This window comes from Nocardia rhizosphaerihabitans, assembly GCF_014646295.1.
In the GTDB taxonomy this organism is placed as follows: Bacteria; Actinomycetota; Actinomycetes; order Mycobacteriales; family Mycobacteriaceae; genus Nocardia; species Nocardia rhizosphaerihabitans.
Genome location: NZ_BMNE01000002.1, coordinates 1,154,752 through 1,178,655, shown reverse-complemented (window position 1 = coordinate 1,178,655; position 23,904 = coordinate 1,154,752). Strand labels below are relative to the sequence as shown.

General features: G+C 66.9%; 24 protein-coding genes. 10 read left to right on the top strand and 14 right to left on the bottom strand.

The genetic code is table 11. The features are described from left to right. Nucleotides 1-67 precede the first annotated feature (67 nt). Entirely contained in the window at nucleotides 68-1,201 is a 1,134-nt protein-coding gene (locus tag IEY60_RS11940) for a metallophosphoesterase (RefSeq protein WP_229739719.1), read from the top strand. Nucleotides 1,202-1,243: 42 nt separating this feature from the next. Here the strand turns inward: IEY60_RS11940 and IEY60_RS11935 are convergent, their stop codons facing one another. Together IEY60_RS11935 and IEY60_RS11930 are read right to left on the bottom strand one after the other, a co-directional pair. Continuing rightward, a complete protein-coding gene (locus IEY60_RS11935; protein WP_189027020.1) occupies nucleotides 1,244-1,942 on the bottom strand; it encodes an LppP/LprE family lipoprotein in 699 nt (232 codons plus the stop codon). Between the two features lie 165 nt (nucleotides 1,943-2,107). Next, on the bottom strand, nucleotides 2,108-2,851 hold the full coding sequence (locus IEY60_RS11930; protein WP_189027018.1) for a DUF429 domain-containing protein: 744 nt from the start codon (nucleotides 2,849-2,851) through the stop codon (nucleotides 2,108-2,110). 69 nt (nucleotides 2,852-2,920) lie between these two features. On the opposite strand from IEY60_RS11930, the gene IEY60_RS11925 reads away from it, so the two are divergent. Beyond that, entirely contained in the window at nucleotides 2,921-3,283 is a 363-nt protein-coding gene (locus IEY60_RS11925) for a PadR family transcriptional regulator (RefSeq protein ID WP_189027016.1), read from the top strand. Continuing rightward, the gene (locus IEY60_RS11920; RefSeq protein ID WP_189027543.1) at nucleotides 3,283-4,629 is read left to right on the top strand and encodes a permease prefix domain 1-containing protein; all 1,347 of its coding nucleotides are present in this window, start codon (nucleotides 3,283-3,285) and stop codon (nucleotides 4,627-4,629) included. Before IEY60_RS11925 ends, IEY60_RS11920 begins: the two co-directional genes overlap by 1 nt. 18 nt (nucleotides 4,630-4,647) lie before the next feature. Here the strand turns inward: IEY60_RS11920 and IEY60_RS11915 are convergent, their stop codons facing one another. The 4 genes from IEY60_RS11915 to IEY60_RS11900 all read right to left on the bottom strand — a co-directional run bounded on the left by IEY60_RS11915 (nucleotide 4,648) and on the right by IEY60_RS11900 (nucleotide 8,128). Further along, complete coding sequence (locus tag IEY60_RS11915) at nucleotides 4,648-5,031, bottom strand: DUF1304 domain-containing protein (protein WP_189027014.1); 384 nt, start codon at nucleotides 5,029-5,031, stop codon at nucleotides 4,648-4,650. A gap of 112 nt (nucleotides 5,032-5,143) precedes the next feature. Continuing rightward, the gene (locus tag IEY60_RS11910; RefSeq protein ID WP_229739718.1) at nucleotides 5,144-6,178 is read right to left on the bottom strand and encodes a fatty acid desaturase family protein; all 1,035 of its coding nucleotides are present in this window, start codon (nucleotides 6,176-6,178) and stop codon (nucleotides 5,144-5,146) included. A 65-nt stretch (nucleotides 6,179-6,243) separates the two neighbouring features. Continuing rightward, complete coding sequence (locus tag IEY60_RS11905; RefSeq protein WP_189027541.1) at nucleotides 6,244-7,788, bottom strand: MFS transporter; 1,545 nt, start codon at nucleotides 7,786-7,788, stop codon at nucleotides 6,244-6,246. Nucleotides 7,789-7,864: 76 nt separating this feature from the next. Further along, nucleotides 7,865-8,128: a hypothetical protein gene (locus tag IEY60_RS11900; protein ID WP_189027010.1), complete on the bottom strand. Its 264-nt coding sequence runs from the start codon at nucleotides 8,126-8,128 to the stop codon at nucleotides 7,865-7,867. On the opposite strand from IEY60_RS11900, the gene IEY60_RS11895 reads away from it, so the two are divergent. Then, nucleotides 8,127-8,426, top strand: coding sequence for a DUF4352 domain-containing protein (locus tag IEY60_RS11895; RefSeq protein ID WP_229739717.1), 300 nt, complete (start codon nucleotides 8,127-8,129; stop codon nucleotides 8,424-8,426). The two genes, IEY60_RS11900 and IEY60_RS11895, sit on opposite strands and share 2 nt — an antisense overlap. A gap of 26 nt (nucleotides 8,427-8,452) precedes the next feature. Here IEY60_RS11895 and IEY60_RS11890 read toward each other — a convergent pair whose 3' ends face one another. From IEY60_RS11890 to IEY60_RS11880, 3 genes are all read right to left on the bottom strand, one after another. After that, nucleotides 8,453-9,145 (bottom strand): YwaF family protein, encoded by a 693-nt coding sequence (locus IEY60_RS11890; protein ID WP_189027005.1) that lies wholly within the window; start codon nucleotides 9,143-9,145, stop codon nucleotides 8,453-8,455. An 83-nt stretch (nucleotides 9,146-9,228) separates the two neighbouring features. Continuing rightward, nucleotides 9,229-9,546, bottom strand: a complete 318-nt coding sequence (locus tag IEY60_RS11885) for a Uma2 family endonuclease (RefSeq protein WP_229739716.1) — start codon at nucleotides 9,544-9,546, stop codon at nucleotides 9,229-9,231. A gap of 16 nt (nucleotides 9,547-9,562) precedes the next feature. Next, on the bottom strand, nucleotides 9,563-11,869 hold the full coding sequence (locus IEY60_RS11880; RefSeq protein ID WP_189027003.1) for an ATP-binding protein: 2,307 nt from the start codon (nucleotides 11,867-11,869) through the stop codon (nucleotides 9,563-9,565). A 218-nt stretch (nucleotides 11,870-12,087) separates the two neighbouring features. Here IEY60_RS11880 and IEY60_RS11875 point away from each other — a divergent pair, with 218 nt between their 5' ends. After that, entirely contained in the window at nucleotides 12,088-12,471 is a 384-nt protein-coding gene (locus IEY60_RS11875) for a Zn-ribbon domain-containing OB-fold protein (protein WP_229739715.1), read from the top strand. Nucleotides 12,472-12,879: 408 nt separating this feature from the next. On the opposite strand, the gene IEY60_RS11870 is transcribed toward IEY60_RS11875, so the two are convergent. The 5 genes from IEY60_RS11870 to IEY60_RS11850 all read right to left on the bottom strand — a co-directional run bounded on the left by IEY60_RS11870 (nucleotide 12,880) and on the right by IEY60_RS11850 (nucleotide 17,824). Next, nucleotides 12,880-14,586 carry a SulP family inorganic anion transporter gene (locus tag IEY60_RS11870; protein ID WP_189026998.1) on the bottom strand — a complete coding sequence of 569 codons (1,707 nt, stop codon included), beginning with the start codon at nucleotides 14,584-14,586 and terminating at the stop codon, nucleotides 12,880-12,882. A 134-nt stretch (nucleotides 14,587-14,720) separates the two neighbouring features. Further along, nucleotides 14,721-14,969: a three-helix bundle dimerization domain-containing protein gene (locus tag IEY60_RS11865; RefSeq protein WP_229739714.1), complete on the bottom strand. Its 249-nt coding sequence runs from the start codon at nucleotides 14,967-14,969 to the stop codon at nucleotides 14,721-14,723. Between the two features lie 37 nt (nucleotides 14,970-15,006). After that, nucleotides 15,007-16,131, bottom strand: coding sequence for a glutamate--cysteine ligase (locus IEY60_RS11860; RefSeq protein WP_189026996.1), 1,125 nt, complete (start codon nucleotides 16,129-16,131; stop codon nucleotides 15,007-15,009). Between the two features lie 65 nt (nucleotides 16,132-16,196). Next, nucleotides 16,197-16,628, bottom strand: coding sequence for a DUF7144 family membrane protein (locus tag IEY60_RS11855; RefSeq protein WP_189026994.1), 432 nt, complete (start codon nucleotides 16,626-16,628; stop codon nucleotides 16,197-16,199). Nucleotides 16,629-17,176: 548 nt separating this feature from the next. Beyond that, nucleotides 17,177-17,824, bottom strand: a complete 648-nt coding sequence (locus IEY60_RS11850) for a TetR/AcrR family transcriptional regulator (protein ID WP_189026992.1) — start codon at nucleotides 17,822-17,824, stop codon at nucleotides 17,177-17,179. A 149-nt stretch (nucleotides 17,825-17,973) separates the two neighbouring features. Between IEY60_RS11850 and IEY60_RS11845 the strand changes: the two genes are divergently transcribed. Genes IEY60_RS11845 through IEY60_RS11825 form a run of 5 tightly spaced genes read left to right on the top strand, consistent with a single transcriptional unit; the run spans nucleotide 17,974 to nucleotide 23,613 of the window. Further along, complete coding sequence (locus IEY60_RS11845) at nucleotides 17,974-19,110, top strand: VOC family protein (RefSeq protein WP_189026989.1); 1,137 nt, start codon at nucleotides 17,974-17,976, stop codon at nucleotides 19,108-19,110. Continuing rightward, a complete protein-coding gene (locus IEY60_RS11840; protein ID WP_189026987.1) occupies nucleotides 19,107-20,045 on the top strand; it encodes a fumarylacetoacetate hydrolase family protein in 939 nt (312 codons plus the stop codon). Before IEY60_RS11845 ends, IEY60_RS11840 begins: the two co-directional genes overlap by 4 nt. Further along, nucleotides 20,035-21,603 (top strand): bifunctional 3-(3-hydroxy-phenyl)propionate/3-hydroxycinnamic acid hydroxylase MhpA, encoded by a 1,569-nt coding sequence (mhpA, locus tag IEY60_RS11835; protein ID WP_189026985.1) that lies wholly within the window; start codon nucleotides 20,035-20,037, stop codon nucleotides 21,601-21,603. Before IEY60_RS11840 ends, mhpA begins: the two co-directional genes overlap by 11 nt. Then, on the top strand, nucleotides 21,593-22,795 hold the full coding sequence (locus IEY60_RS11830; protein ID WP_189026983.1) for a cytochrome P450: 1,203 nt from the start codon (nucleotides 21,593-21,595) through the stop codon (nucleotides 22,793-22,795). Before mhpA ends, IEY60_RS11830 begins: the two co-directional genes overlap by 11 nt. Then, nucleotides 22,792-23,613 carry an SDR family NAD(P)-dependent oxidoreductase gene (locus tag IEY60_RS11825; protein WP_189026980.1) on the top strand — a complete coding sequence of 274 codons (822 nt, stop codon included), beginning with the start codon at nucleotides 22,792-22,794 and terminating at the stop codon, nucleotides 23,611-23,613. The genes IEY60_RS11830 and IEY60_RS11825 overlap by 4 nt, the downstream gene beginning before the upstream one ends. Nucleotides 23,614-23,904: the final 291 nt, after the last annotated feature.

The window sequence follows — 23,904 nt, the reverse complement described above, 5'->3', positions numbered from 1 at the left end:
ACGCTAGGCTGGATGATCTAGTCGTGGCCGCGACCCTCCCCGGCGGCCCTGCGCAGGACGGGACCCCGTGAGATTCGCTGTACGCCTGATGTTGATATTGCTGATTCCGGCGGTGCTGTTCGCCCTGCCCTGGTGGACGCTGGTTGCGGCGCCCTCCGGCGGCACCGGACCGCTGTTCTGGATCGGCACCGCGGTCTGCGTGCTCGGGTATCTGTGCCTGCCCGCCGCGATGTTCCTCGGTCACGGACCAGCCCAATCCGACCCGGCGGTCATCGTCGGCGACATCATGCTCGGCGTGCTGTGGGTCGTGTTCGCATGGTCGGTGATCGGTGTGTTCGCCCGCGGCGCGCTGGCGATCGCCGGGGTCGACGGCGCGCAGGCCGCGCGGATCGTGGCGCTCGGCGTGCTGGTGGTCTCGGTCGCGCTGGTCGCCTACGGCGCGTACGAGGCGCGCCGGGTGCCGCGGGTCCGCACCGTCGACGTCGCGATCCGCGGCCTGGCCGAGGGACTGGACGGACTGCGCGTCGTTGTCGTCACCGACACCCACTTCGCCGCGATCGACCGGCTGCGGTGGTCGGAGCGGGTCGTCGACGTGGTCAACGCACAGCGGCCCGATATCGCCTGTCACGCCGGTGATCTCGCCGACGGTTCGGTGGCGAAGCGCAGCGCCCAGGTCGACCCGCTCGCTCGCGTCGAAGCCCCGCTCGGCCGGTTCTACATCACCGGCAACCACGAGTACTTCGGCGACGCGCAGGGCTGGATCGACCATATGGCCTCGATCGGCTGGCAGCCGCTGCACAACGAGCACCGGATCGTCGACCGCGACGGCGACCGGCTGGTCGTCGCCGGTATCGACGACCCCACCGGCACCGGCCTGCCCGGCCACGGTCCCGACCTGCCCGCCGCGCTCGCGGGCGCAGACCCGGACCTGCCGGTCGTCCTGCTGGCCCATCAGCCCAAGCAGATCGCCGACAGCTCCGCGGCCGGTGTCGCCCTGCAGATCTCCGGGCACACCCACGGCGGTCAGATCTGGCCGTTCCACTACCTGGTCCGGCTCGACCAGCCGGTCGTCGCCGGCCTGAGCAGGCACGCGAACAACACCCAGCTCTACACCAGCCGCGGCACCGGCTACTGGGGTCCGCCGCTGCGGGTCTTCGCGCCCAGCGAGATCACCGTCCTGGTTCTGCATCCGCAGCGGTGACGGGCTGCGACCAGGCCGGCATCCGCCGCGCCGCCCCTGCGCCTAGCGGTGCGGCTGGGTCACTTCCGTCGGCAGCGGCGCACTCATCGTGACCTTGGAGCCGGTCCAGGTGTAGGTGATCGTCGCCGGGCCGCCCTGCGGTGCGGCGAACGGCTCGTCGGCGACCAGCCACTTGTAGTCGACGGTGACCGCGTTGTCACTGGCACCGGTGACGTAGGTGAAGGCATAAGCCTCGGAAGTTGCTGTGCCCAGCCACTTTCCGTCGCTGAAGAACAGGATGTGGATCGGCGCGCCTGCCGAGTTTCCGCCTACCGCGCGCACCCATAGCAACTGTCCGCAGTTACCCGGCTGATCAGCTGAGGCCTGCGAGGCGACCCAGCTGCCGCCGAGGCGGGACAGGGCGTTCTGCACGCCGGTGGAGGCGGGATCGATGCAGCGTCCCGGCCCTCTGATGTCGTTGGCGGGGGCGGGATTCGGGGCCGAGGTGTCCGGCGCCGACGTTTCCGCGGGCGCCTCGGTGACCGGGGCAGGCGCTACGGTGCCCGGGGCATCAGGCGCCTGGGTAGCACCGGGAGCCTGGGTGGCTGGCGGCTGCTGACCGGCCGACGGCTGTGCCGCGGTCGCCGAAGCCTTGCCGGTGGTGGTCGACGTAGTTGTCCCCGAACCGATTTCCCCACCGCAGCCTGCCACCGACGCCGCGGCAATGGCGATCAGCGCACCCATCCGAACTGCGTTCTTCATGATTCCTCGATTCGTGTCCCCGCCGCGCCGGTCGCGCGTACTGATGACTCCATCGGGACCCTGAACAGCCCTGTTAGGCGAAATCCGCCGATCCTCACCCTAGGGTGCGAAATCATCACCCCCCGCAACGAATTCGGCCGTGTGCGTTCACCCTCGGCCGCATCGTCACACTGTCTGATCCGGCAACTCGGCGAGCGGCCCGTCAGGCAGGTGGATCCAGCCTTCGTTGACCGCGACCACCCGGTCCGCAACGGTCGGCGCCACGGTCCGGCCGATCGCCGCAGCCCGCGCGATCAACGCCGAGATCACACTGTCGAACGCGTCGTCGGTCGCCGCGAAGACCTGACCGAACCGACCGAGATCCAGCCAGGGAGCCGCTGCCTCGACAGCTCGCACGGAGGCGGCCAACCCGGCGGCACCGCCCTTGTACCCGCGATACGGCAGCCCCCACCTCCGCAAGGCGGCCGCCGGATACACCTCGACAGCGGTGCCGTCGACCCGATCGACATCGACACCCGCCTCGCCGAGCCGAGCGAGCAGACCCGCGCACCGCAGGGCGACGTGCGCGATCCGGTCCGCGGACACACTGAGCGGGACGATGCCGGTCGATCGCTGGACGACCAGGTCGGTGCGTCGCTTGGTCAACGGCCTGCGATCGGCCCGCGAGGCCAGCGACATCGCCGGCGGATGACCGGCGTGATGGGCCGCGACGAAGTCGACGAAGCCGACCGGCCAGCCGAACGGCGCATCGATGCCGATCCGGCCCACCCCCTTGGCAGCGGCGATGATCTCCTCGTCGGTCGCACCGAGTCGCAACGCGCGCACCACGGCGACGCCGTCGGTCCACTCGACGAGGGCGAGCGCGGTCTTGGCAGGTTCTGCCGCCAGGTCGACGCCGAGGGTTCGCATGCGGGAAGCCTACGAGGCATACCTAGATCTGCTAGGTTGTGCCCTAGTGGTTCTAGGTATAGGAGTCCGATGCGGATCGACAAAGACCTGGTGGCGGCGTCGGCGACGCCGCTGGTACTCGGGATTCTCGCCGAGGGTGAGTCGTATGGGTACGCGATTCTCGAGCAGGTGAACGAGCTGTCGCACGGGCGGATGCAGTGGACCGACGGGATGCTCTATCCCCTGCTGCACCGCCTCGAGCGACAGGGACATGTGACCTCGGCCTGGCGCATGTCCGACAGTGGACGGCGGCGCAAGCACTACCTGATCACCGATTCGGGGCGAGCGGCCCTCGCGGAGCGGCGTGCGCAGTGGTCCGTGGTCGCCGAGGCGTTGGACCAGGTGTGGCGCAGCGCCACGCTGCCGCCGACCGTGGCGAGGGGATGGGCGTGATGGACACCGAGGCACAGTTGCAGGCCCATATCGCGCAGTGGCGCGGCTACGTGCAGCGCCACCGCGCGATCTCGGTCGCCGATGTGGACGAGATGGAAGACCATCTGCGCGAACAGGTCTCGACCTTGCAGGACGCGGGTCTCGCGGGCGACGAGGCTTTTCTGGTCGCGGTGAAGCGAATGGGCAGTCTGGATGCGATCTCCCGTGAGTTCGCGCGCGAGCATTCCGAAAGGCTGTGGAAGCAGCTCGTTCTGCTGCCCACCGAATCCGAAGATGCTGAGCGGCAGGGTAATCGGGAGCTGCTGGTCGTCCTGGCACTCGCCGTCAGCGCGGCGCTGTCGCTGAAAGCCGGGTTCGCCTGGCTGAAGGACTCGGCCGTCGCCGTGAATGTCAGCCTGCTCGTGCTGCCTTTCCTCGCAGGCTATTTCGCGTGGAAACGGCAGGTCACCGCGAAGGTCGCCGCGGCGCTGGTCGTGTCGTTCGTGCTCGCCGCCCTGGTACTGAACCTGTATCCCTTCGAGAGCGGCGGGACCACCGAGGTCATCGCCGCGATCCACGCACCGATCGCGCTGTGGTTCGTCGTCGGCCTCGCCTATGTCGGCGGCGACTGGCGTTCGGAGCGTCGCCGGATGGACTTCATCCGGTTCACCGGCGAATGGTTCGTCTACCTCACCCTGCTCGCACTGGGCGGCGGGGTGCTCATCGGGCTCACGGTCGGTGCGTTCGAGACGCTGGATCTGCGTATCGAACCGGTCATCGAGGACTGGGTGCTGCCGTTCGGCGCCGCGGGCGCGGTGATCGTCGCCGCCTGGCTGGTCGAGGCGAAACAGAATGTCGTGGAGAACATCGCACCGGTGCTCACCCGGGTATTCACGCCGCTCACCATCGTCATGCTGCTGGCCCTGCTCGCGGCGTTCGCGACGACCCGCAGCGTGATCGATGTCGACCGCACCCTGCTGATCCTGATGGACCTGATCCTGGTCCTGGTGCTGGGTCTACTGCTGTACTCGATCTCGGCCCGCGACCCGCTGGCCCCGCCCGGCCTCTTCGACCGCGTCCAGCTGGTCCTGGTGATCAGCGCTCTCGCCGTCGACGTGGTCATGCTGGCCGCCATGCTCACCCGCATCGCCGAATTCGGCTCCACCCCGAACAAGGTCGTCGCGCTCGGCATGAACGTGGTGCTGCTGGTGAACCTGGTGTGGTCGGTGCGGCTGCAAGTCGGATTCCTGCGCGGCAGAAAGGGATTCGCCGACCTGGAACGCTGGCAGACCCACTACCTCCCCGTCTACGGCAGCTGGGCCGCAGCGGTGGTCATCGCGATTCCCCTCGCCTTCGATTTCGTCTGAGAGGAGTGCGACCGGTGATCAGAGCCGGGCGATCACCAGCGCGACACAACCGATCAGCGGCGGAACCAACTGGATCAGCGCGGCGCGCGCCTTGTCCGGCGAGGAAACCAGCAGCACCACACCGGCGGCGACCATCGACCCGGCCCCGGCCAGAACCAGCGCCACCCCGATCCCGGCATCGCCGAAGGCGGTGAACCACATCCCCACCGCCGCGACAATCGCCAGAAACAGGTTGTAGAACCCCTGGTTGAACGCCATCTCCCGGGTGGCCTCGGCCTGCTCCGCCGTGATCCCGAACGTCGCCCGCGTCCGCGGACGCGTCCACTGCAACGACTCCATGACGAAGATGTACCCGTGCAACAGCACGGCGATCCCGACGAACACCAACGCGACCGCCACCATCGCTCCACCTCCCGAAAGACCCGGCGACCACCGGGCGTTCCCGCGATTATCTCCCCCCCGCCCCGCAGTCGAGACCGCGACGCGCACGACGGTCCGCGCCTCGAGGTGGTGACTAGTCGACCAGTTGCGGTGGCGTCCAGGTCTGGCGGCCGACCTCGTCGAGGTGACTCAGCGCTTGGACGTAGGACTCGATGAGGCCGGTTTCGCAGTACGGCACACCGATTTCGGCACAGTATCCGGCGACGATCGGCTGGGCCCGGCCTAGATTGGCGCGGGGCATCGACGGGAACAGGTGGTGTTCGATCTGGTAGTTCAGGCCGCCCAGGGCGGTGTCGACGAGGAAGCCGCCGCGGACGTTGCGGGAGGTGAGCACCTGTCTGCGCAGGAAGTCGGTGTTGTCGCCTTCGGGCAGCACCTCCATCCCCTTGTGGTTGGGGGCGAAGGTGCAGCCCATGTACAGGCCGAACAGACCCTGCTGAACAGCGATGAACGCCAACGCTTTTCCGGGTGGGAGCACGAGGAAGACCGCGGACAGGTAGCCGACGCCGTGCGCGGCGAGCAGCGCGCCCTCCCACAGCCGGTTCGGGATGGGCCAGCGGAACACCGCCCGGACGCTCGAGTAGTGCAGGCTGCCGCCTTCGAGCAACAGCATCGGGAAGAACAGCCACGCCTGGTAGCGGAAGATCACCCGGCGGATCCCCTTGCCCGCCCGGGCTCGATCACCGGAAAAGGCCAGGATTCCCATCACATCCGGATCGGCGCCCTCGGTATTGGGGTGGGCGTGGTGCCGGTTGTGATTGCTGGTCCACCAGCCGATGCTCAGGCCGATGGCGAGGTTGCCCGCGATCAGGCCGTACAGGTAGTTGGCGCGGCGGGACGCGAAGATCTGCTTGTGCCCGGCGTCGTGGCCGAGGAACGCGATCTGTGAGAACACCGCGGCCAGGAACACCCCGACGCCCAGCTGCCACCACGAGTCACCGAGGACGAAGAACGCCGCCCACCCGGCGACGAACGCCGTCGCGGTGAGCGCGCTCTTCCACCCGTAGTACCGCAGATTCCGGTCCAACAGGCCTGCCGCCCTGATCCGGCGCAACAAGATCGAATATTCACTGCCGCGCACCGGGACGACATCCGAGACAACTACCACGGCACCAGCATGACGGATGGAGACCACCACCAGGTGAACTCGGTCCATCTACGCGACGATCGCGGCTACTTCACCTCGGCCTTGTCGCGTTCGGTGTCGACTGCCGTGAACACCGCCGCGGCGAGGATCATCACCGCCGAGACCAGCAGGGCCACATCCAGCCCGTGATGGAAAGCGACCTTTCCGGTGTTGAGGACCTCGTTCACCTTCGACAGGTATTGCAGATACGGGCCGATGTCGACGCCTTCGGGGATGCGGCCGCGTTCCACGGCTTGGATGGCGTCGGGCTGCAGCGAGGTCGGCAGACCCAATTCGGTCATCCGGGCGCGCAGGTCCGCGGAGAGGAACGAGCTCACCAGGACACCGAGCACCGCGACACCGAACGCCGAACCGACCTGGCGCATCGTATTGGTCACCGCGGCGGCCATTCCCGAGTGCTCCGCCGGGACACCCGACATCACCGCCGAGGTCAACGGCACCACCGCGATCCCGAAGCCGAACCCGGCCACCGCCATCGCGGCCGCCAGCCACGGATCGTGCAGGGTGCCCGACAGCGCATGACGGGTCAGCAGGATTCCGCCCGCACCGAGTACACAACCGAGGATCATCGGAATACGCGCGCCACGGCGGGCCACCCAATAGCCCGCGACGAGAGACCCGACCACGATGGCGACGGCCATCGGGGCGAAGACACCGGCGGTGCGCGCGGCCGAATACGACTGCATCACTTGCAGATACAGCGCGGTGAAGAAGAAGATCGAGAAGATGCCGAAATAGACGGCGAAGGCGACCACCAGCGCCCCCCGCACGGCTCGCAGCCGAAAGTAGCGGAAATCGAGCATCGGTGCGCGCGCCCGCATCTCCACGACGACGAACGCGGCGAACGCGACACCACCGAGCGCGAACAGCGCCAGCACCGACGGCGCCGTGTACCCCCGATCCTGGCCGACAGTCGCGGCGTAGATCACCGAAGCGAAAGCTGTTGCGCCGAGCAGAGCTCCGGCCCAGTCGACCGGTTCCTGCCGGGGATCCGAGCTCTCCGGGATCGACCACAGCGCGGCGACGAGCGCCGCCGCCCCGATCACCAGGTTGAACCAGAAGATCGAGCGCCACCCGTAGGTGTGGACCAGCACGCCGCCCAGGACCGGACCCGCCGCCAGCGCCAGCCCGGACACCGCCGCCCACACGCCGACTGCCTTGGCCCGCGCCTGTTCGCCGGGGAAGATGTGGCGCAGCACCGACAGGGTTCCCGGTTCCGAGGCCGCGGCGCCCAGCCCCATGATCGCGCGACCGGCGATGAGCATCGCGACACTGCTCGCTAGCGCGGAGACCACCGACCCGACGCAGAAGATCACCAGACCGATGATCATCACCCGCTTGCGCCCCCACCGGTCACCGAGCGATCCGCCCGCCAGCATCAGCCCCGCGAAGACCACGGTGTAGGAGTTGACCACCCACTGCAGCAACGTCACATCGGTACTCAACTCACGCCGGATATCGCCGAGCGCAACACTGACCACGGTGGTGTCCAAGAAGGTCACGAACACCACGGCGACGACTGCTGCCAGAGCGACTCCCGGCCGCGCCGGGGTACCCGGCGCCGTCCCCATCGGTCTCACGGGCTCAGGCTACCGGCGAGTTAGACCGCCCGCTGACCAAAAGATCATCACGCCCCGACACATGCCGTCACCAGGCGTAATGCGATCTCACCGACGGCTGTCCGGTGTAACCAGGGCCCGCGGCATCGTCGGCACCCGGATAGGTCGCGGGGAATCGCGGCGAGCGTGGGCCCTGTCCGCGCAGGTGCCGCTTGCGCCGGTCATAGGTCATCCCGCCCGCGCGCAGCGCATCGCGGACGGCACCGCCTGCCGACGAGCCGTCGGCGCGGCGGATCTCCTCGATGTCGAAGTCGGCGGCGAACAGACCGCCCTGCGCGACCCAGCCCGCCATGGCCGAGACCGCCGCCGGGTCGACGGTGCGTGACGGCAAGTTCGAGTTCGTCGTGACCGCGGTCGACCCGCCGGTCAAGGTGGTCGGCGACAACCCCTATCTGCAGAAGACGGCACAGGGCGAGTACATCCAGGTGCATCTCACCGTCACCAACATCAGCAACAAGGCCAAATCGTATTGGTCGGACAACCAGAAGCTGATCGATGACAAGGGCCGGGAGTTCGACAACGACACGATGGCCGGAATCAACGTGAACGACGGAACCGCACCGCCGGCCGCAGACCGAACAAATGACTGAGCCCAGACCGCTCGGCGCGTACGAAGTCACTGGTCGCGGACCCACGGCCAGGTCATCAATGCCCATACGGTGATCAACAGAAAGGCCACCGTGCCCAGGTACCAGGGCCAAGGGCCGAGTACATCGAGCAGCGACGCCGTCGCGGGTTTCGCGTTGACGAATCCGTAGTTGGTACCGGCCACCGTATTGAACGTGAATGTCAGCGCTGCCCACACCGCGGTGACTCCCACGGCGATTCGATAGCTCCGCCAATCCGGACGCATGCCGATACCCCAGGTGAGATAGATCGCGGCCCACACCACAGCCAGGTGGATCGCCCAGAAGGCGACGAACTCCTTACTCGGGAAGTCCCGACTCTCGAGTGCCGGTGATACCAGCGCCTGCGTGCTCAGCGTGAGGCACCAGTAGTAGGTCAGCGCGTACGCCCAGCGTCGGTGCGACCACAATGCGTATCCGGCGACCACGGTGGCAAGATCGGTCAGCCGCAAGGGGACGGAGCGCTCGATGGTCGGAGGGACCATGGTGTAGAGATAGATCGCCGCATAGACCGCCAGCGTCGCGACACCGAATGCTCGGCTGAATCGTCGTGCGGCAGCGGCACTTCGGTGCGTGCGCCCGACCCAGACCAGGAGCATCGCCCCCACCACGAATATCGCCAGGACAATCCAGTGCGACAGTCCGTAGCCGGTGAATTCCCGCTGCGCCGATAGCGAGCCCACACTGTCCCAGTGTAGTGATCACGAGCGTCGAACTCGCCCTGCACCACAGGCGAGCCACCTGCCGGCCCGGCCGCGGTACCCCGTCAGGCTTGCTCGAGGACATCGAACGGGATGGTGACCTCGACCGGATCGTCGAGGAGCAGAACCCTGCGGTGGACGGCGTGCGTCCGGTACCGGCGGCCGGACCAATCGAGGCGGTACTCCTCGATCTCCTCGATCCGTTCTTCCTTCTGATCCAGCCTGACGATGAGGTAACGCGGAATCCCCGCGGCCGCATACTGGATCCGTTTGTCGGTGATATCGGCGTCGATCGTCGATTCCGAGGTCACCTCGACGACCAGCAACAGGTGGTTGAAACGGAACAGGTGTAGCGCTTGATGTCCCGGGAGTCGTGGCGGCACGACTCGGTAGCGCTTCCTACTCCTGGTTCTGGGTGACCACCCAGGCGGCGACTTGAGCGCGGGTGGTGAAGTGAAGCTTGCTCAGGATGTGCTCGACGTGGCCCGCTGCGGTGCGCTGTGAGATGACGAGTTTTTCCGCGATGGCGCGGTTGGTCAGGCCCTGGGCGACGAGTTCGGCTATCTGCTTTTCGCGGCGGGTCAGTGCGGCCATCGCGGCGGGCAGCTCCGCCGTCGCGGCCGGATCCTCCTCGAGTGCGTAGGCGAGCGCCTCCTCGGTACCGAGCTCGTGGCCGCGGCGCAGGGCCGCGTCGAAGGCGCGCTGTCCGAGCGCACGCGAGGCGGACTCCTGCGCCTGACGGCGATGGCCGAACATCTCGATGATCATCACCGATTGTCTGCCAACGGATTCGGCGACCGACCTGGCGGCGCCGCTCAGCACCGCGGCCCGCTGCGCCTGACGCTGCTCGGCCGCGACGAAGGCCAGGGTCGCCAGGCAGCTCGCGACGACCGACCAGTCGTCGATCGACCGGGAATGTCGCAGACTCTCCTTCACCAGCGCGGCGCCGCGCTCGAGATCGCCGCGCTCGACCGTCGTATAGGCGAGCTGTGACAGCGCGTAGGACCGGTAGACCGACTCGCCGAGCGCGGTGGTGATCGCCAGCACCTGCTCCTGGCACGCCGCGGCGCGGTCCGTGTCCTGCAGCAGACCGCAGGCGGCGCCGAGTGCCAGCAGGACCGACACCTGATGCAAGACGTCACCGTCGGCTTCGAACACCGGCAGCGCCTGTTCGCAGTGCGTCACCGCACCCGCGAAATCGCCGGAGAACAGTGCGAGCAGTGCGCCCGCACCGTCGACATAGGCGCCCAGTATCTCGTCGCCGCCAGTCAGCGACCGCGCCTGCTCGATTCGCGCTGTCGCGCCTTGGATATCGGTCTGCATCGACGCCAAGATCGTGTCCGCGCTCAGTGCCGCGATGTGTTCCAATGTCGCACCGCCCGTTCGCTCCAGCACGCGCCCGAGCCAATAGCGGGCCTCGCTGACCCGCTGCCGCGCGACCCAGAACTCGTACAGGGCGACCGCGATCCGTTCGGCCGATCCCGCCTCTGCGGGCTCGGTCAGGCTGAACTCCAAAGCCTCACGCAGATTGGGCTGTTCGCGGTTCAGCCGATCGATCCAGGCCAGCTGCCGGGGCCCCATCCACTCGACGTACGCCTTCAGCGCCAGCCGTTCGAACCAGTCGCGGTGGCGACGCTGCAACGCCCGCTCGGCACCGGCGGCGCGCAACCGTTCCCGGCCGTACTCGCGCAGGGTTTCGAGCATCCGGTACCGGACACCGCCGCCGCAGGCCTCCCGGATCAAGACCGACTTGTCCACCAGTGAGCCCACCAGGTCGAGGACGTCGCCGGGATCGAGGCCGTCACCGCAGATCGCCTCCGCGGCGTTCAACTCGAAGCCGCCAGCGAACACCGTCACGCGCGCCCACAGCTCGCGCTCGCGGTCGGTGAGCAGGTCGTAGCTCCAGTCGATGCACTGACGCAGCGTTTGCTGCCGGGTCGGCGCCGCGCGACCGCCGCCGGTCAGCAGCCGATACCGGTCGTCGAGCCGTTGCAGGATCTGCTCCGGCGACATCGCCCGCAGCCTGGCCGCCGTCAACTCGATGGGCAGCGGCAGGCCCTCGAGCCGCCGGCAGATGCGCGCGACGGCGATCTTGCTGTCCTCGGTCAGCTCGAAGCCTGGGATGGCGGCACGCGCGCGGTCGACGAACAGGGCGACCGCGTCAGACCGCAACAGCGTGCGCAGGCTCGGCGACCGCTCGGCCCCGGGAACCGTCAGCGGCGGCACCGGGACCACCGACTCCCCGCCGATACCGATCGGTTCCCGGCTGGTCGCGAGGATGTGCAGACGGGGCGCGGCGCGCAGCAGCGATTCGGTCAGCGCGGCGATCGCGTCCACCAGGTGTTCGCAATTGTCGAGCACCAGGAGCAGATGACGGGAGGCGATGTGCTCGACGATCAGTTCCAGCGGGGGTTGGGCGGTCTGCCCGGTGAGTTTCAAGGCGTGCGCGACGGCACCGGCCACCAGTTCCGGCTCGCGAACCTTGCCGAACTCGACCAGCCAGACTCCGTCGTCGAATGCCCGGCGGACTTCCTCGGCCACCCGGATCGCCAATCGGGTTTTGCCCACGCCACCGATCCCGGTCAACGTCACCAGCCGGGACTCGGACAACAAGTGCCTGACCTCGGCGATCTCGGGTCCTCGACCGACGAAGTGAGTCAATTCCGCGGGGAGATTCCCCAGCGTGCCTTGGGTGGCAGGCTGCATCGGGCATGCCTCACATTCGGTCGCGGTGGGTCCCCAGCGCCAGGTTACGCCGTGTTTCCCTCGCAAAAACAGGTATATCGACCGTCCCCGCGACGCCGCGGACAGAGGACGCTGAAGCTCGTCAGTACACCCTCACGGAGGCCTCGATGTACCCACCCGATCCAGCGAACTGCGGCAGGCCCGGCGAAGTGACCGCGCGGCACGGGCAAGACACATTGATGATTCGCCGGTGTACAGGCTGCGACAAGCTGTACGCGCCGCTGGCTGCCGGCTGCTCGTCGTGCGCGTCCGACAGCCTCGAGTGGCTGCCGTCCTCCGGCGCCGGTTCGATCGTGTCGTGGCGGGTAGTTGATCGCGCGACCGGAATGCACGGTGAGGCGCCGTTGACGATCGCCATCGTCGAGCTCGACGAGGGGCCGTGGGTCTACACGTCCATCGAAGGGGAGGTCCCGGTGCTGCGGGGCCGCCCGGTGCGGGTGCAATTCCAGCCGTGTCCGCCGGAGGACAGGTTCCCCGTCTTCGCCGTGAGTGCCGATCTCCGGCAGCCCGGCGAGCAGTGCGCGCCCACCGACCGGATCAGTTCGACCCTCGCCGCACGATGACATCGGTCACGCGAAGGCCCTCTCGACGAACGGCACGGAATCGACCAGCGACGCGTTGCCGGGTGACGATATTGGTGTCGCGCAGGCCCTGGCCAACGTGGCCGTCACCGTTCCCCGCGCCACGTTGCGAGTCGGAGCCAGGGATTGGCCGACGAGAATGATCCGGTAGGTCGCCCGGTGGTGGGTCGTGTCGTCCCGAGCATCACATCCTGGCAGGTGGTCACCTTGTCAATTCGGACAGCACCGGAGAAAGCAGCTTCCTCGAAGCCGGTGTCACCGACAAACCTGACCTCGGTGAACGAAGGCTGTGCCCGAGAACGTCACGTCGGAGAACACTGCGTGCTGCGCCAAGGCCGCGTCGTAGAAGCGGGCGCAGCTGCTCTGTTTCACCGGTTCGAGATCGTGGATTCACGTGTCCGTCGCACAGTCGCTTCGATGGCGAAAGGCGTCTACGGCGGCTTCGACGGTGGGATAGAAGTGCGTCCCGTCGAACCGGTCACCGACACCGAAGCGAATGATCTTATCCTTGATAGGCCCCTTCATCTCGGCGAAGACCAATCGAATTCCCTTGCCTGCCAAGTAGTTGTCGAGATCGACGAGTTCGTCGACGGCCGTCGTATCGAGATCGGTGATGGGTTCTGCGGCGACGATGACCCATTCGACCGGGGTCGGAGTGTTCGCGACGACCGAGCGTACGTATTCGTCGAAGATCTGTCCGTTGGCGAAGAACAGGGGTGCGTCGAACCGCACCAGCACCAGGCCCGCGATGCGCTGCCCGTCAGGATGGCGCTCGATGTCGTGGTAGCCGGGACGGTCCGAAGTCCGGACGAGCTCGGTGCGGTAGGGCTGCCAGGCCCGCGCGACCACCGCGACGAAGGAGAGACCGATCGCGACGATAATGCCCTGCAGCACGCCGACCAACGCCACCCCGACGAACGCCGCTGTCGCGAGGGCGAATTCCACCGAACTCATGTGCCACATCCGGACCATGCCGCGGATATCGATCAGCGCGGTGGCCGCGACGATCACGACCGCCCCGAGCGCGGCGTCGGGCAGGTAAGCGGTGAGTCCGGGGGCGAGCAGTACGAAGAGAAGAACGGAGATCGCGCCGACGACGCCCGCCAATTGCGTACGGGCGCCGCTCTGTTCGGCGACCGGAGTTCGTGACCCGCTCGCGGAGACGGGGAATCCACCGAACAATCCACCCGCCACATTGGCGACCCCGATCGCCTTCATCTCGGTGCTGCCGTCGACATCTTCCCCGTGCCGGGAAGCGAAGGTCCGCGACAGCACGCCGCTGTCGGCGAACGCGATCAGCGCGATGCCCGCCGCGGGTCCGATCAGATGCCCGATGTCGCCCCAGCTGATGCCGCCGATGGAAGGCAGCGGCAGACCTTCGGGCAGGGCACCGACCATCCCGATGTCGTCGGTGAGTCCGGCGGCGGCCGAGATCGCGATGGCGCCCGCGACCGCGACCAGCACCCCCGGTACCGCGGGCAGCCACCAGCGGAAGGCCACGATGACAGCGAGCGCGCCGAGGCCGATAGCGGCCGCGATGGGATCGATATCGCTGTGGACTACGGCACGCCCGATCTCGGCGATTTCGGCGAGCACGCCGGTGGCATCGACGGAGAAGCCGAGCAGTTTGGGAAGTTGCCCGACGACGACGATGAGCGCGATCGCGTTCAGGTAGCCGAGTCGGATGGGCTTGGACAGCAGTTCGGTGACGAACCCGAGGCGAAGAAATCCACCGACGAGCAGAATGAGCCCCACGAGAACGGCAAGGACTCCCGCCAGGGCCAGCGCACGGTCGGGATCGTCGACGGCGGCCAGTGGTAGCACCGCGGCCGCGATCAGCGGGGCGAGTGAGGAATCGGGGCCGAGCACAAGAATTCTGGACGGCCCGACCATCGCGTAGGCCAGCAGCGGCACGATGGTCGCGTAGAGCCCGGCGTAGGCGGGAAGTCCCGCTGCTTCGGCGTAGCCCATACCGGCGGGGATCAACAAAGCGGTCAGGACGAGGCCCGCGGTGACATCGGCTCGCAGCCACGCACGGCGATATCCGCGGGCTGTCGCGATCCCGGGTAAAGCGGTTACGCGGTCCTTCCACGACATGGCCGGGGTGCCTCAGCGCACTCGTGCGCGCGCGGAGGCTGTTGCCACCGGCCCGGCGTGCACCGTGTGCGTGGCGCCCATAGCGCGCCGTCCTTTCTCGATCGGGAAACTTCAGCGGGGTGGGGAATCCGCTACTAGATCGTAGCCATCGTCGGGGCGCTGCGCGGGTCCTCGCCGGTGACCTCGATCGGGTAGACGCCGACAACTTGCCGAGCGGCCTTCTCGACGAGCAGCGGAACGAAATCGCGGATACGGGCATCGGCGAACCGCTCATGAATACGGCGAACCAGGAGTTCGATCTCCGCCGGTGATTCCGCGGGGAAACGGGCGATCAGGCGTTCGATCACCTGAGCGATCTGTACAGATTCATTGTCGTCGCGCATCATCCACCGCCTGCTCGCTCAGGACTCACCGCTTCGGTCATATCGCTCGCTGGGAGTCGTCGGCTTCGCACCCTTCGACGGTCAGGCGCGAGAGCACATCCACGACGTTCGCCGGGCCGCCGGCCAGCAGGGCACCGCGCTGCCGGACGGCGCCGTTGCCGCTGGTGAGTACTGTCGCCAACGCATCGCGGGTGAATTCGTAGTCACCGGATTCCTCCAAGGCGGAACGAACGTGGCAGAGCAGTTGGGTGAGAGCCGGGGGAAAGCGAGTGCTGGCGAGCCCGTCGCGGGCGGCGCAACTGCACGCTGAGCGCAGGCGCGTGCTTGCGATCGGAACGGCGAGGTGCCCACGGCCGATGGCGGCGACCGAGGTGATGACGAGGGCCCGCACCAGACTCGCCAACAGGGCGGTTTCCAAGACGGTGGCGGGCACGTCGCTGATCCGGATCTCGATTGTCGGCAGGTGAGCGGACAATCGCACATCCCAATAGACCATCGCGGGGTCGAGAATGTGTCCGTCTTCGGCGAGGCCCGCGACGATGTCGTCATAGTGGGCTGCTGACCGGAAGTACGGTGGTGGGCCCGCGCTCGGCCACCGCGCCCACACCACGTGGCGCCAACTGGCGTGCCCGGTATCGATGCCCTCGGCGATCGGTGAATTCGCTGTCAATGCCAACAGCGGGGGCAGCCAATGACTCAGGTGATTGCTGACCTGCACCGCGAGGTCGCGCTCGGGGACGCAGACATGGACATGGCAACCGCAGATCACCTGCTCGGCCAGCGCCCCGAAGTGTTCGGCCATGCGCTGATATCTCGGCGTGTCGGTGATGGAACCGGTAGGCGGGCCCCAGATCGGCACTCCCACAGCAAGCGGAAGCGAACCGGACCGAGCCGCGGCGTCGATGAGCGCGACCCTGGCCCGCCGAACCTCGCGATGTACCGCCTCGATACTCGCGCAGACGGGGGTGCAGGTTTCGATCTGGCATCGCGAGAGTTCCAGCTGCAATTCGATGTCGGTCTCGGCTGCCGCCACGGTGGTGTTGGTCAGGGAAGGGCGTCCGGTGGCCGGGTCGATCAGCACGAACTCTTCCTCGACGCCGACGGTGTACGCGCGGACATCGTTGTGCAACCGATCGCGTTGGTCGATCGACAGGGTCGCCATCGTTCCTCCTGGTCGGCGCCTCGCTCACCGGTGGACGAACTATCGGGGAGACATCCGACCAGGACTCAGCGTTCGGGTCGCCAGGTGCAGACGGCCCAGATGATCACGACACTCAGCGCGATGATCACGATGGACCATGCCGGGTAGTAGGGCAGCGACATGAAGTTCGCGACGATGACCAACGCGGCGATTCCCAGCGCGCTGTACCGACCCCACGTCGATCCGATCGCAAGGCCGACGCCGCCGATCAGCGCGAGGGCGCCGAGCACGACATGAATCCAGCCCCACGTCGTGGTGTCGAACTTGTAGACGTATTCGATTCCGGCGACATACAACTCGTCGTCCACGATCGCGGAGATTCCCTGCAGAATGGAGACCGCCGCCAGGGTGACCAGCATGAACGCAGCCGCGATGGATATCCCCTCGGCGACGGCCTGCCGCTGAAAGGGCTCTGCCTCGGGTGTGACGTTGTGCACCGCAGACGTGTTGTCGGTCATGGTCGACTCCTCGGTGACGCTGAGGACCGCCCACTCGGCACCGAGCAATCCGCCGTTGAATGGATGCAGGTCCTGTCGGAAACTTCTACTTGTTCGAATCCATTTGCCAGTGGACCACCTGTGGCGGCTGTAGTCACGACTATTCGCTCGGTGTCGTGGTGCATCATCGAGAATCGCATGCCCACGAAATGGTCTGCGGGGCTGCCGCATCCACATTCGTGGGTTGCTCAGAGTTTACCGGAAAGGATTCCTTTCAACAAGATGCGGCATGACATGCTGCGGTGCGCTCGCGAGAGATGGGTGTGATCGGGCGGCCGACCGTGGACGGCGTTGATGGCGTCGAATACCGGCAAAGAAGCTTCCAGGTCGACGAATCGCACAAACACTCTCGAACAATCGTCGTGCCGGATGCTCCCACCCGGTTCTTGGCGGTGTGGTGTCAGTTCGCGATGACGATTTCCTACCCGCGAAGAAGTCATGGGCGAGGGCCACGTGCTCATCGCCGGGCCTTGGGCCCGGCATTCGATGTCATGGCCGTGGTCGCGGTCTCAGCTCGGAGCGTCGGCCGCAGTCTCGGCATCCAACGACACTGGTCTACTGCATAATTCCTGGGCATCGTCACGCGAGAGGCCAAGTGCGACAAGTATTCCGACGGCCATCTCGTCCACGGTCACGGCACAATCGCGGTCGGGTTGCTGTAGCAGCAGGCGCCCGAGCCCGAGCAGCGATCCGGTCACCAGCGCCATCGCCAGATCGATGTCTTCGACCACGAAGCGTCCCGCGCGTGTCGCGGCGGTGATATCTCGGGCGGCTCGAGGCGCGAGGCCGTGCTCGGATTCGATCAACGAGGCGCCGGAGTTGATCAAGACCCGGCTGAGATCAGGCTGCAGCCGAAACAGCCGGCCGACGATCCGGAAGGAATGGGCGAAGACCTCCGCCGGATCGGCGAGATCGGTCGTGAGTGAGTCGAGGTAGTCGCCCAGCGACTCCAACGCACTGTCGACCGCCGCAACGAACAGTTCTTCCTTGCTGTCGAAATGGTTGTAGAACGAGCCCATTCCCACGTCCGCGGCCTGCGTTATCTCCAGGATAGGCGCGTTGAGCCTGCCCTCCGCGATAAAGCGTTGCCCGGCGGCGATCAGAGCCGAGCGGGTGCGAGCTTTGCGGCGTTCGAGCCTGTTCGCTGCGGTGGACATCGTGGTTGGTCACCTTCTGACAGTGGTTTCAGCTGCCGCGATCTTAGTCCACCTTCAGATCTGACGACTCCCTCAGAACTCTTGACTGAACACCTAGTCATAGTTGACGATATCGTCAGACAATCGCCGAGCGCAGAAGAGGAGTCGAGATGTCGCAAGTCCGCAGCGACACACATCGCGACCTGCATGTCGATCAGGGCGCCCTGCCTGGCGAGCACCCCGGCCGTACCAAGAATCCGGTCATCAAGGTCGCCGACCTCGCCTGGCTCGAGTTCCGCAAGCCCGACCTGCTGAAGGCCGAAGCCTTCGCGCTGGCTTTCGGGTTCTCGGTGGCCTACCGCACGTCGGAGGAGATCCACCTGCGCGGCACGCAGGCAGGCACGGCGTGCGTGATCATCCGCAAGGGAGATCGCACCCGCTTCGTCGGCGCCGCGTTCCTGGCCGCGGAGGAGTCCGACGTGCTCAGGCTCGCCGAAGTGACGGGTCATCGCGTCGAACGGCTACCCGAGAGCATCGGCGGAATCGGCGTCACCCTGCACGACCCGGGCGGCAAGACCGTGCGCGTCGTGGCGGGCGCGCGCCGGCTGCCGCAGCTACCGGGGCAGCGTGCCCGCCCGCTCAATGTCGGTGACTCCGCTGCGCGGGTCAACGCGACGCAGCGGCCACCGCGTGTGCCTGCCGGTGTCGAGCGGCTCGGCCATGTGGTGCTCTCGCGCACCCGCTACCTGGAGAACCTGAACTGGTATCTGGAGCATCTCGGACTCATCGTCAGCGACTTCCTGTATTTCGACGGGCAGCGCGAACGCGGGCCGGTGATGGCCTTCATCCGCTGCGATCGCGCGAACACGCCCACCGACCATCACACCCTCGCCATGACGCTCGGCCCCTCGGACCGATATGTGCACTCGGCCTATCAGGTGTGCGATCTGGACGCGCTCGCAGCCGGCGGCGAGTTCCTGGCCGAACGCGGCTATCGCCGGTCCTGGGGCATCGGACGACATATCCAGGGCAGCCAGATCTTCGACTACTGGCGCGATCCCGACGGTTTCCTCGTCGAGCACTTCAGCGACGGCGACCTGTTCGACAGCTCCCTGGAACCGGGCTGGGCGCCGATGACGGCCTCGGGCCTGGCGCAGTGGGGCCCACCGGCGACCAAGGATTTCCTCGGCATCGCACCGGGGCGCCAATCGTTGCGGGAACTCCGGGCCATCTTCTCTTCGCTGAACCGAGACAACGAATTCGACGCCCAGCGCTTGCGGGGCCTGCTGAAAGTAGCCGATTCATGAGTATTTCCGTGCTGCGCACCGCCGACGCATGGTGGGTGCGGACCCCCGGCGGCGCTGTCCGAGTCGACACCGAAGCGACGACAACAGGCGAACTGCTGACCGACCGGACCGCGGTCGAGGCGGCACGCAGTGGGAACGCCACCACTCCGGTGGAGACCCTGGAGCTCATCTCGCCGGTGACCGCGCCGTGCCGGGTCGTGGCACAGATGACCAATTACGTGTCCCACGTGAAGGATTCGGGGATGAACCCGAAGACGGTTCCGCTGACGTTCTTCCGCAAATCGTCCGGGTCCATCAGCGGTCCCGAGGACGCCATCGTCAAACCGGCGCATGTGCGGTTGCTGGACTACGAGATCGAGATCGGGCTCGTCTTCGGCGCGACGCTGCCCGTTGGCACCGTACTCGACGAGTCGAATATCGGCGACTACATCGCGGGCTTGGTCATCACCGACGATGTGTCCGCCCGCGACGTCCAACTGCCCAAAACCCAGTTCTACGAGAGCAAGTCGTATCCGACATTCACACCGGTCGGGCCGGTGTTGCTACTGCTGGAGGCAGGCGATTTCGACAGATTCCGCGATCTCTGCCTGACGCTGCGTGTCAATGGCGAAGTGCGCCAACACAGCACGGCGGCGGACATGATCTACGGCCCGCTCGAAACCCTGCGCGCCCTCACCGGTTTCCAGCGCATGGACGCGGGCGACCTGCTGCTGACGGGAACCCCCGGCGGAACGGCATTGAAGGCTCCCGCCAAACTCGTCGAGATCCTCGGATCGCTCCTACCGCCCGCGCTCAAGTGGAGGATCTTCTTCGACAAGCAGGCGTCCAATCCGCGCTATCTGCAGGACGGCGATGTGGTGGAGCTGACCGTCTCGACACCGGACGGCGCGCTCGATCTCGGCATTCAGCGCACGACGGTGCGATATGGGCACTGATCGAGGCCGGGTCGAGCACTACCCGGTCGTGATCGTCGGATCGGGCCCGACCGGCATGACCGCCGCATTGTTGTTGGCGCGGTATGGCGTCGAGTGCCTGATCGTCGATCGCTGGGACGAGGTGTACCCGCAGCCGCGTGCGGTGCATCTCGACGACGAGGTGTACCGCATACTGGCCGATCTCGGACTCGGCGACGAGTTCGCGGGGATCTCCCGGCCCGGCCGCGGCCTTCGACTGGTGGACGCCGCTGTCGCCACGCTCGCAGAGTTCGACCGCGACCCCGACCGGATCCCGCACGGGTTCCCGCCGGCCAACATGTTCGACCAGCCGGATCTCGAGCGCGTGCTGCGGTCCAGGCTCGCATCGACGGAGAGCGTGCGGGTCCGGGGCGGGTGCGAAGTGCTCGATGTGGCGAACATGGGTGATCGCGCCCGCGTGACGTACCGCGCTGTCGAGACAGGTGAACGATGCGCTGTCACAGCGGATTTCGTCCTCGGCTGCGACGGCGCGAACAGCGTGGTGCGCGCGTCGATCGGTTCACGAATGCGCGACCTGGGTTTCGAACAGCGGTGGCTGGTGGTCGACATCGCCACCGATGCCGACCTCGGGCAGTGGGAGGGCGTCCACCAGGTGTGCGATCCCGAACGCGCCGCGACGTACATGCGCATCGGCGTATCACGCTACCGCTGGGAGTTCCGCCTCCGCGACGACGAATCCGCGGACCGGTTCGCCACGCTCGACACCATCGAGCCGCTCCTGTCCCCCTGGCTGCGCGAGGTGAGAGATCCCGAGCTGACGCTGATCCGGTCCACCGAATACACCTTTCGCGCCCAGGTGGTCGACCGATGGCGCGACCGCAGGATCTTTCTGCTCGGTGACGCCGCGCATCTCACCCCGCCGTTCATCGGACAGGGCATGGGCGCCGGGCTGCGTGACGCCCAGAACCTGATCTGGAAACTGGTCAGCGTCCTGAGCGCGACACAGCCCGACCACGCACTCGACACCTATCAATCCGAGCGTAAGCCGCACGTCACGGCGATGATCGGACTGGCCGTCGCCGTCGGCTGGGCGATGACGAGCGGCGCGGCGGCAGGTGCGGCGATCCGTCAGCGGGTGTGGCCGCTCCTCGGCCACGTTCCCGTCATCAGATCCAAGGTCACCGACAGCGCCACACCGCGCCTTTCCCGGTCGCTGTTCGTTGCGCGACAAGCGATCCGGCCGCTCGATCTGGCCGGCTCGCTGTGTCCGAACTGCGTGGTCGAGGGCGGCACGCGGGTCGACGAGATCGCGGCCGGGCGTTTTCTCTTCGTCGCGACCACCCCGCTCACCCGCGAACAATGGACCGAACTCGACCGGCGCGGCGCCGCGATCCTGGCGGTACCGGCTTCCTCCGAGCTCGGCGAGTGGCTGCGCCGCGGACGCGCGACGGCTGCGATCGTGCGCCCGGACAAAACCGTGCTGGCGGCCTCCCGATCGGTCTCCTCCCTACACACCCGCGTACCGAGCTGCCCGGCTCTGTCTATTTCGTCCACGCACAGGAGTTCCCATGGCGGTTGACATTTCCGTCCCGCGGTATCGCGAGAATCTCTTCAGTACCGAGGCGATCCTCGATCCGTACCCGCACTACGCGGCATTGCGCGCGGCCGGCCCGGTGGTGTGGCTACCGCGCCGGCGCGTCTTCGCGATCTCCCGATACGCCGAGTGCAAGGCCGTTCTCCGGGACGACGCGACCTTCGTCTCGGGTAACGGGGTGTCGCTGAACCCCGTTGCCAACCGCCTCGGCCGGGGCACGACGCTCAACAGCGACGCAGAAGAGCACGCCACCAAACGGGCTGTTCTCGCACACCGACTGACACCGAGGGCACTTCGGGAAGTGACCGACACCATCGAGCGCTTCGCCGAAAGCGTCGTGGACAAGGCGTTGGTGAACAACCGCATCGACGGGGTCGACGATCTCGCGACCGCACTGCCACTCTCGGTGGTCCCGGACCTCATCGGCTGGCCGCACGACGGGCGCGAGGAATTGCTGCGCTGGGCCGGTGCGACGTTCGACTCGATGGGGCCGATCAACCGACACTCCGTCGGCGCGGCGAGGGCGGCCTCCGAAATGCTGGCCTTCGCCCGCCGTGTCGCGCGCGATCGATCGGTTCTCGACGACAGCATGGGCAGTGACGTCTTCCGCGCCGCCGACGAGGGCAGGATCGACAAGAAGTCGTGCCCGGCACTCTTGATCGACTACCTGGCCCCGTCGCTGGACACCACCATCGGCGCGATCTCGAGTGCGCTCTACCTGTTTTCACAGAACCCCGGGCAGTGGCAGGCACTGCGGTCGAATCCGGGACTGATACCCCATGCCGTCAACGAGGTCGTGCGGATCGAATCGCCGTTGCGCGCGTTCTCTCGCACGGCCGCACGCGATACCGACATCGGCGGGGTGAAGATCCCGGGCGGGAGCCGCGTACTGGTGCTCTTCGCCTCCGCCAACCGGGACCCGGCCGAATGGGACCAGCCCGAGTCCTTCGACATCACCCGCGACGCGGCCCGCCAGCTCGGCTTCGGCTGGGGTGTGCACGGCTGCGCGGGCCGGACGTTGGCGCGGCTCGAAACCACTTCGATGCTGCGGGCACTGGCCGATCGTGTCGAACGTATCGAGCTGGTCGGCACACCGAAGTGGGCCGTCAACAACATCATTCGCAGGCTGGAACGTCTTCCGCTCGAGCTCGTCCCAGCAGACCGGAGGTCGGTATGAAGACAGCGATCGTCACCGGGGCGTCCTCCGGGATAGGACGGGCCGTCGCCACCGCCTTGGTGGCTCGCGGCTACCGCGTGCTCGGGACAAGCCGCGACAGTTCGACCGTGGCCGATCCCGTGCCCGGCGTCGACTACCGCGACCTGGATCTCACCGATCGGGGCTCGATCGCCCGGTTCATCCACGCGCTCGACGACCTAGCCGTCGATGTACTGGTGAACAACGCCGGTGAGAGCCAATGCGGACCGCTCGAAGAGCTACCGATGGGCGCGGTGCAGAGGTTGTTCCAGCTCAACGTTTTCGGTGCCGTCGAACTGACTCAGCTACTACTGCCGGGGATGCGACAGCAGCGTCGCGGCAGGATCGTCAACATCGGGTCGATGCTCGCGAGCTTTCCCCTCGCCTACCGATCATCCTATGTCGCAACCAAGGCCGCCCTCGCGGGCTTCGCGACCGCCGCACGGTATGAACTGAGGCCGTACGGAATCGAGATCACCACCGTCGAACCAGGTTCCATCGCGACCGGACTGTCCGGACGCCGCACCAAATACATCAGCAGCGACTCCCCCTACTTCGAACAGTTCACCTCGGCGATCGCTGTCCTCGACGCGAAGGAAGCCCAGGGAATATCGGCAGACGAGGTCGCCCGCACTGTGCTCGAAGCTGTCGAAGCCGAGCAGACGTTGCCGCTCTATGCCGTCGGCAGCAATGCACCGGCTGTGTTCCTGGCCCGTAGATTGTTGCCGCGCAGAGTGATCGAGGCCGTCATGGCCAAGAAATACGGCGTCGGGGCCGCGCGAACACGACGTGTGCCGTAGGTGTTCTCGCCACCGCGCGTCGATCAGCGAAGCGAGATGGGGTGCGGCGTCCGCCGCGGCGCGATCGTCGGCAGGCGCTCATCGACGAGGCGATCGAAGTTCCTCGAACGCCTCGCCGACGAGTATTTCGATGACTCCAACCTGGATCTGCACAGCACGGTCGCATTGGCGGCCGGCCCGCATTCACCACAGCGAAATCGTCCCAATCCTGCGGGGATCCGCCGACATCACAAGCACAGAGCCCTCACGGTTGTGAGGATCCCCCGGTTCCTTGACTGATGAAATAGTCAC

Excerpts from the sequence above, each read along its gene's own strand:
- IEY60_RS11880 (WP_189027003.1), bottom strand. The coding sequence starts at position 11,869 with ATGCAGCCTGCCACCCAAGGCACGCTGGGGAATCTCCCCGCGGAATTG.
- IEY60_RS11840 (WP_189026987.1), top strand. The coding sequence starts at position 19,107 with ATGAGTATTTCCGTGCTGCGCACCGCCGACGCATGGTGGGTGCGGACC.
- IEY60_RS11895 (WP_229739717.1), top strand. The coding sequence starts at position 8,127 with ATGGCCGAGACCGCCGCCGGGTCGACGGTGCGTGACGGCAAGTTCGAG.
- IEY60_RS11920 (WP_189027543.1), top strand. The coding sequence starts at position 3,283 with ATGGACACCGAGGCACAGTTGCAGGCCCATATCGCGCAGTGGCGCGGC.
- IEY60_RS11935 (WP_189027020.1), bottom strand. The coding sequence starts at position 1,942 with ATGAAGAACGCAGTTCGGATGGGTGCGCTGATCGCCATTGCCGCGGCG.
- IEY60_RS11860 (WP_189026996.1), bottom strand. The coding sequence starts at position 16,131 with ATGGCGACCCTGTCGATCGACCAACGCGATCGGTTGCACAACGATGTC.
- IEY60_RS11825 (WP_189026980.1), top strand. The coding sequence starts at position 22,792 with ATGAAGACAGCGATCGTCACCGGGGCGTCCTCCGGGATAGGACGGGCC.
- IEY60_RS11830 (WP_189026983.1), top strand. The coding sequence starts at position 21,593 with ATGGCGGTTGACATTTCCGTCCCGCGGTATCGCGAGAATCTCTTCAGT.
- IEY60_RS11855 (WP_189026994.1), bottom strand. The coding sequence starts at position 16,628 with ATGACCGACAACACGTCTGCGGTGCACAACGTCACACCCGAGGCAGAG.
- IEY60_RS11905 (WP_189027541.1), bottom strand. The coding sequence starts at position 7,788 with ATGGGGACGGCGCCGGGTACCCCGGCGCGGCCGGGAGTCGCTCTGGCA.
- IEY60_RS11850 (WP_189026992.1), bottom strand. The coding sequence starts at position 17,824 with ATGTCCACCGCAGCGAACAGGCTCGAACGCCGCAAAGCTCGCACCCGC.
- IEY60_RS11930 (WP_189027018.1), bottom strand. The coding sequence starts at position 2,851 with ATGCGAACCCTCGGCGTCGACCTGGCGGCAGAACCTGCCAAGACCGCG.
- IEY60_RS11900 (WP_189027010.1), bottom strand. The coding sequence starts at position 8,128 with ATGGCGGGCTGGGTCGCGCAGGGCGGTCTGTTCGCCGCCGACTTCGAC.
- IEY60_RS11925 (WP_189027016.1), top strand. The coding sequence starts at position 2,921 with ATGCGGATCGACAAAGACCTGGTGGCGGCGTCGGCGACGCCGCTGGTA.
- IEY60_RS11870 (WP_189026998.1), bottom strand. The coding sequence starts at position 14,586 with ATGTCGTGGAAGGACCGCGTAACCGCTTTACCCGGGATCGCGACAGCC.
- mhpA (WP_189026985.1), top strand. The coding sequence starts at position 20,035 with ATGGGCACTGATCGAGGCCGGGTCGAGCACTACCCGGTCGTGATCGTC.
- IEY60_RS11845 (WP_189026989.1), top strand. The coding sequence starts at position 17,974 with ATGTCGCAAGTCCGCAGCGACACACATCGCGACCTGCATGTCGATCAG.
- IEY60_RS11865 (WP_229739714.1), bottom strand. The coding sequence starts at position 14,969 with ATGCGCGACGACAATGAATCTGTACAGATCGCTCAGGTGATCGAACGC.
- IEY60_RS11915 (WP_189027014.1), bottom strand. The coding sequence starts at position 5,031 with ATGGTGGCGGTCGCGTTGGTGTTCGTCGGGATCGCCGTGCTGTTGCAC.
- IEY60_RS11875 (WP_229739715.1), top strand. The coding sequence starts at position 12,088 with ATGATTCGCCGGTGTACAGGCTGCGACAAGCTGTACGCGCCGCTGGCT.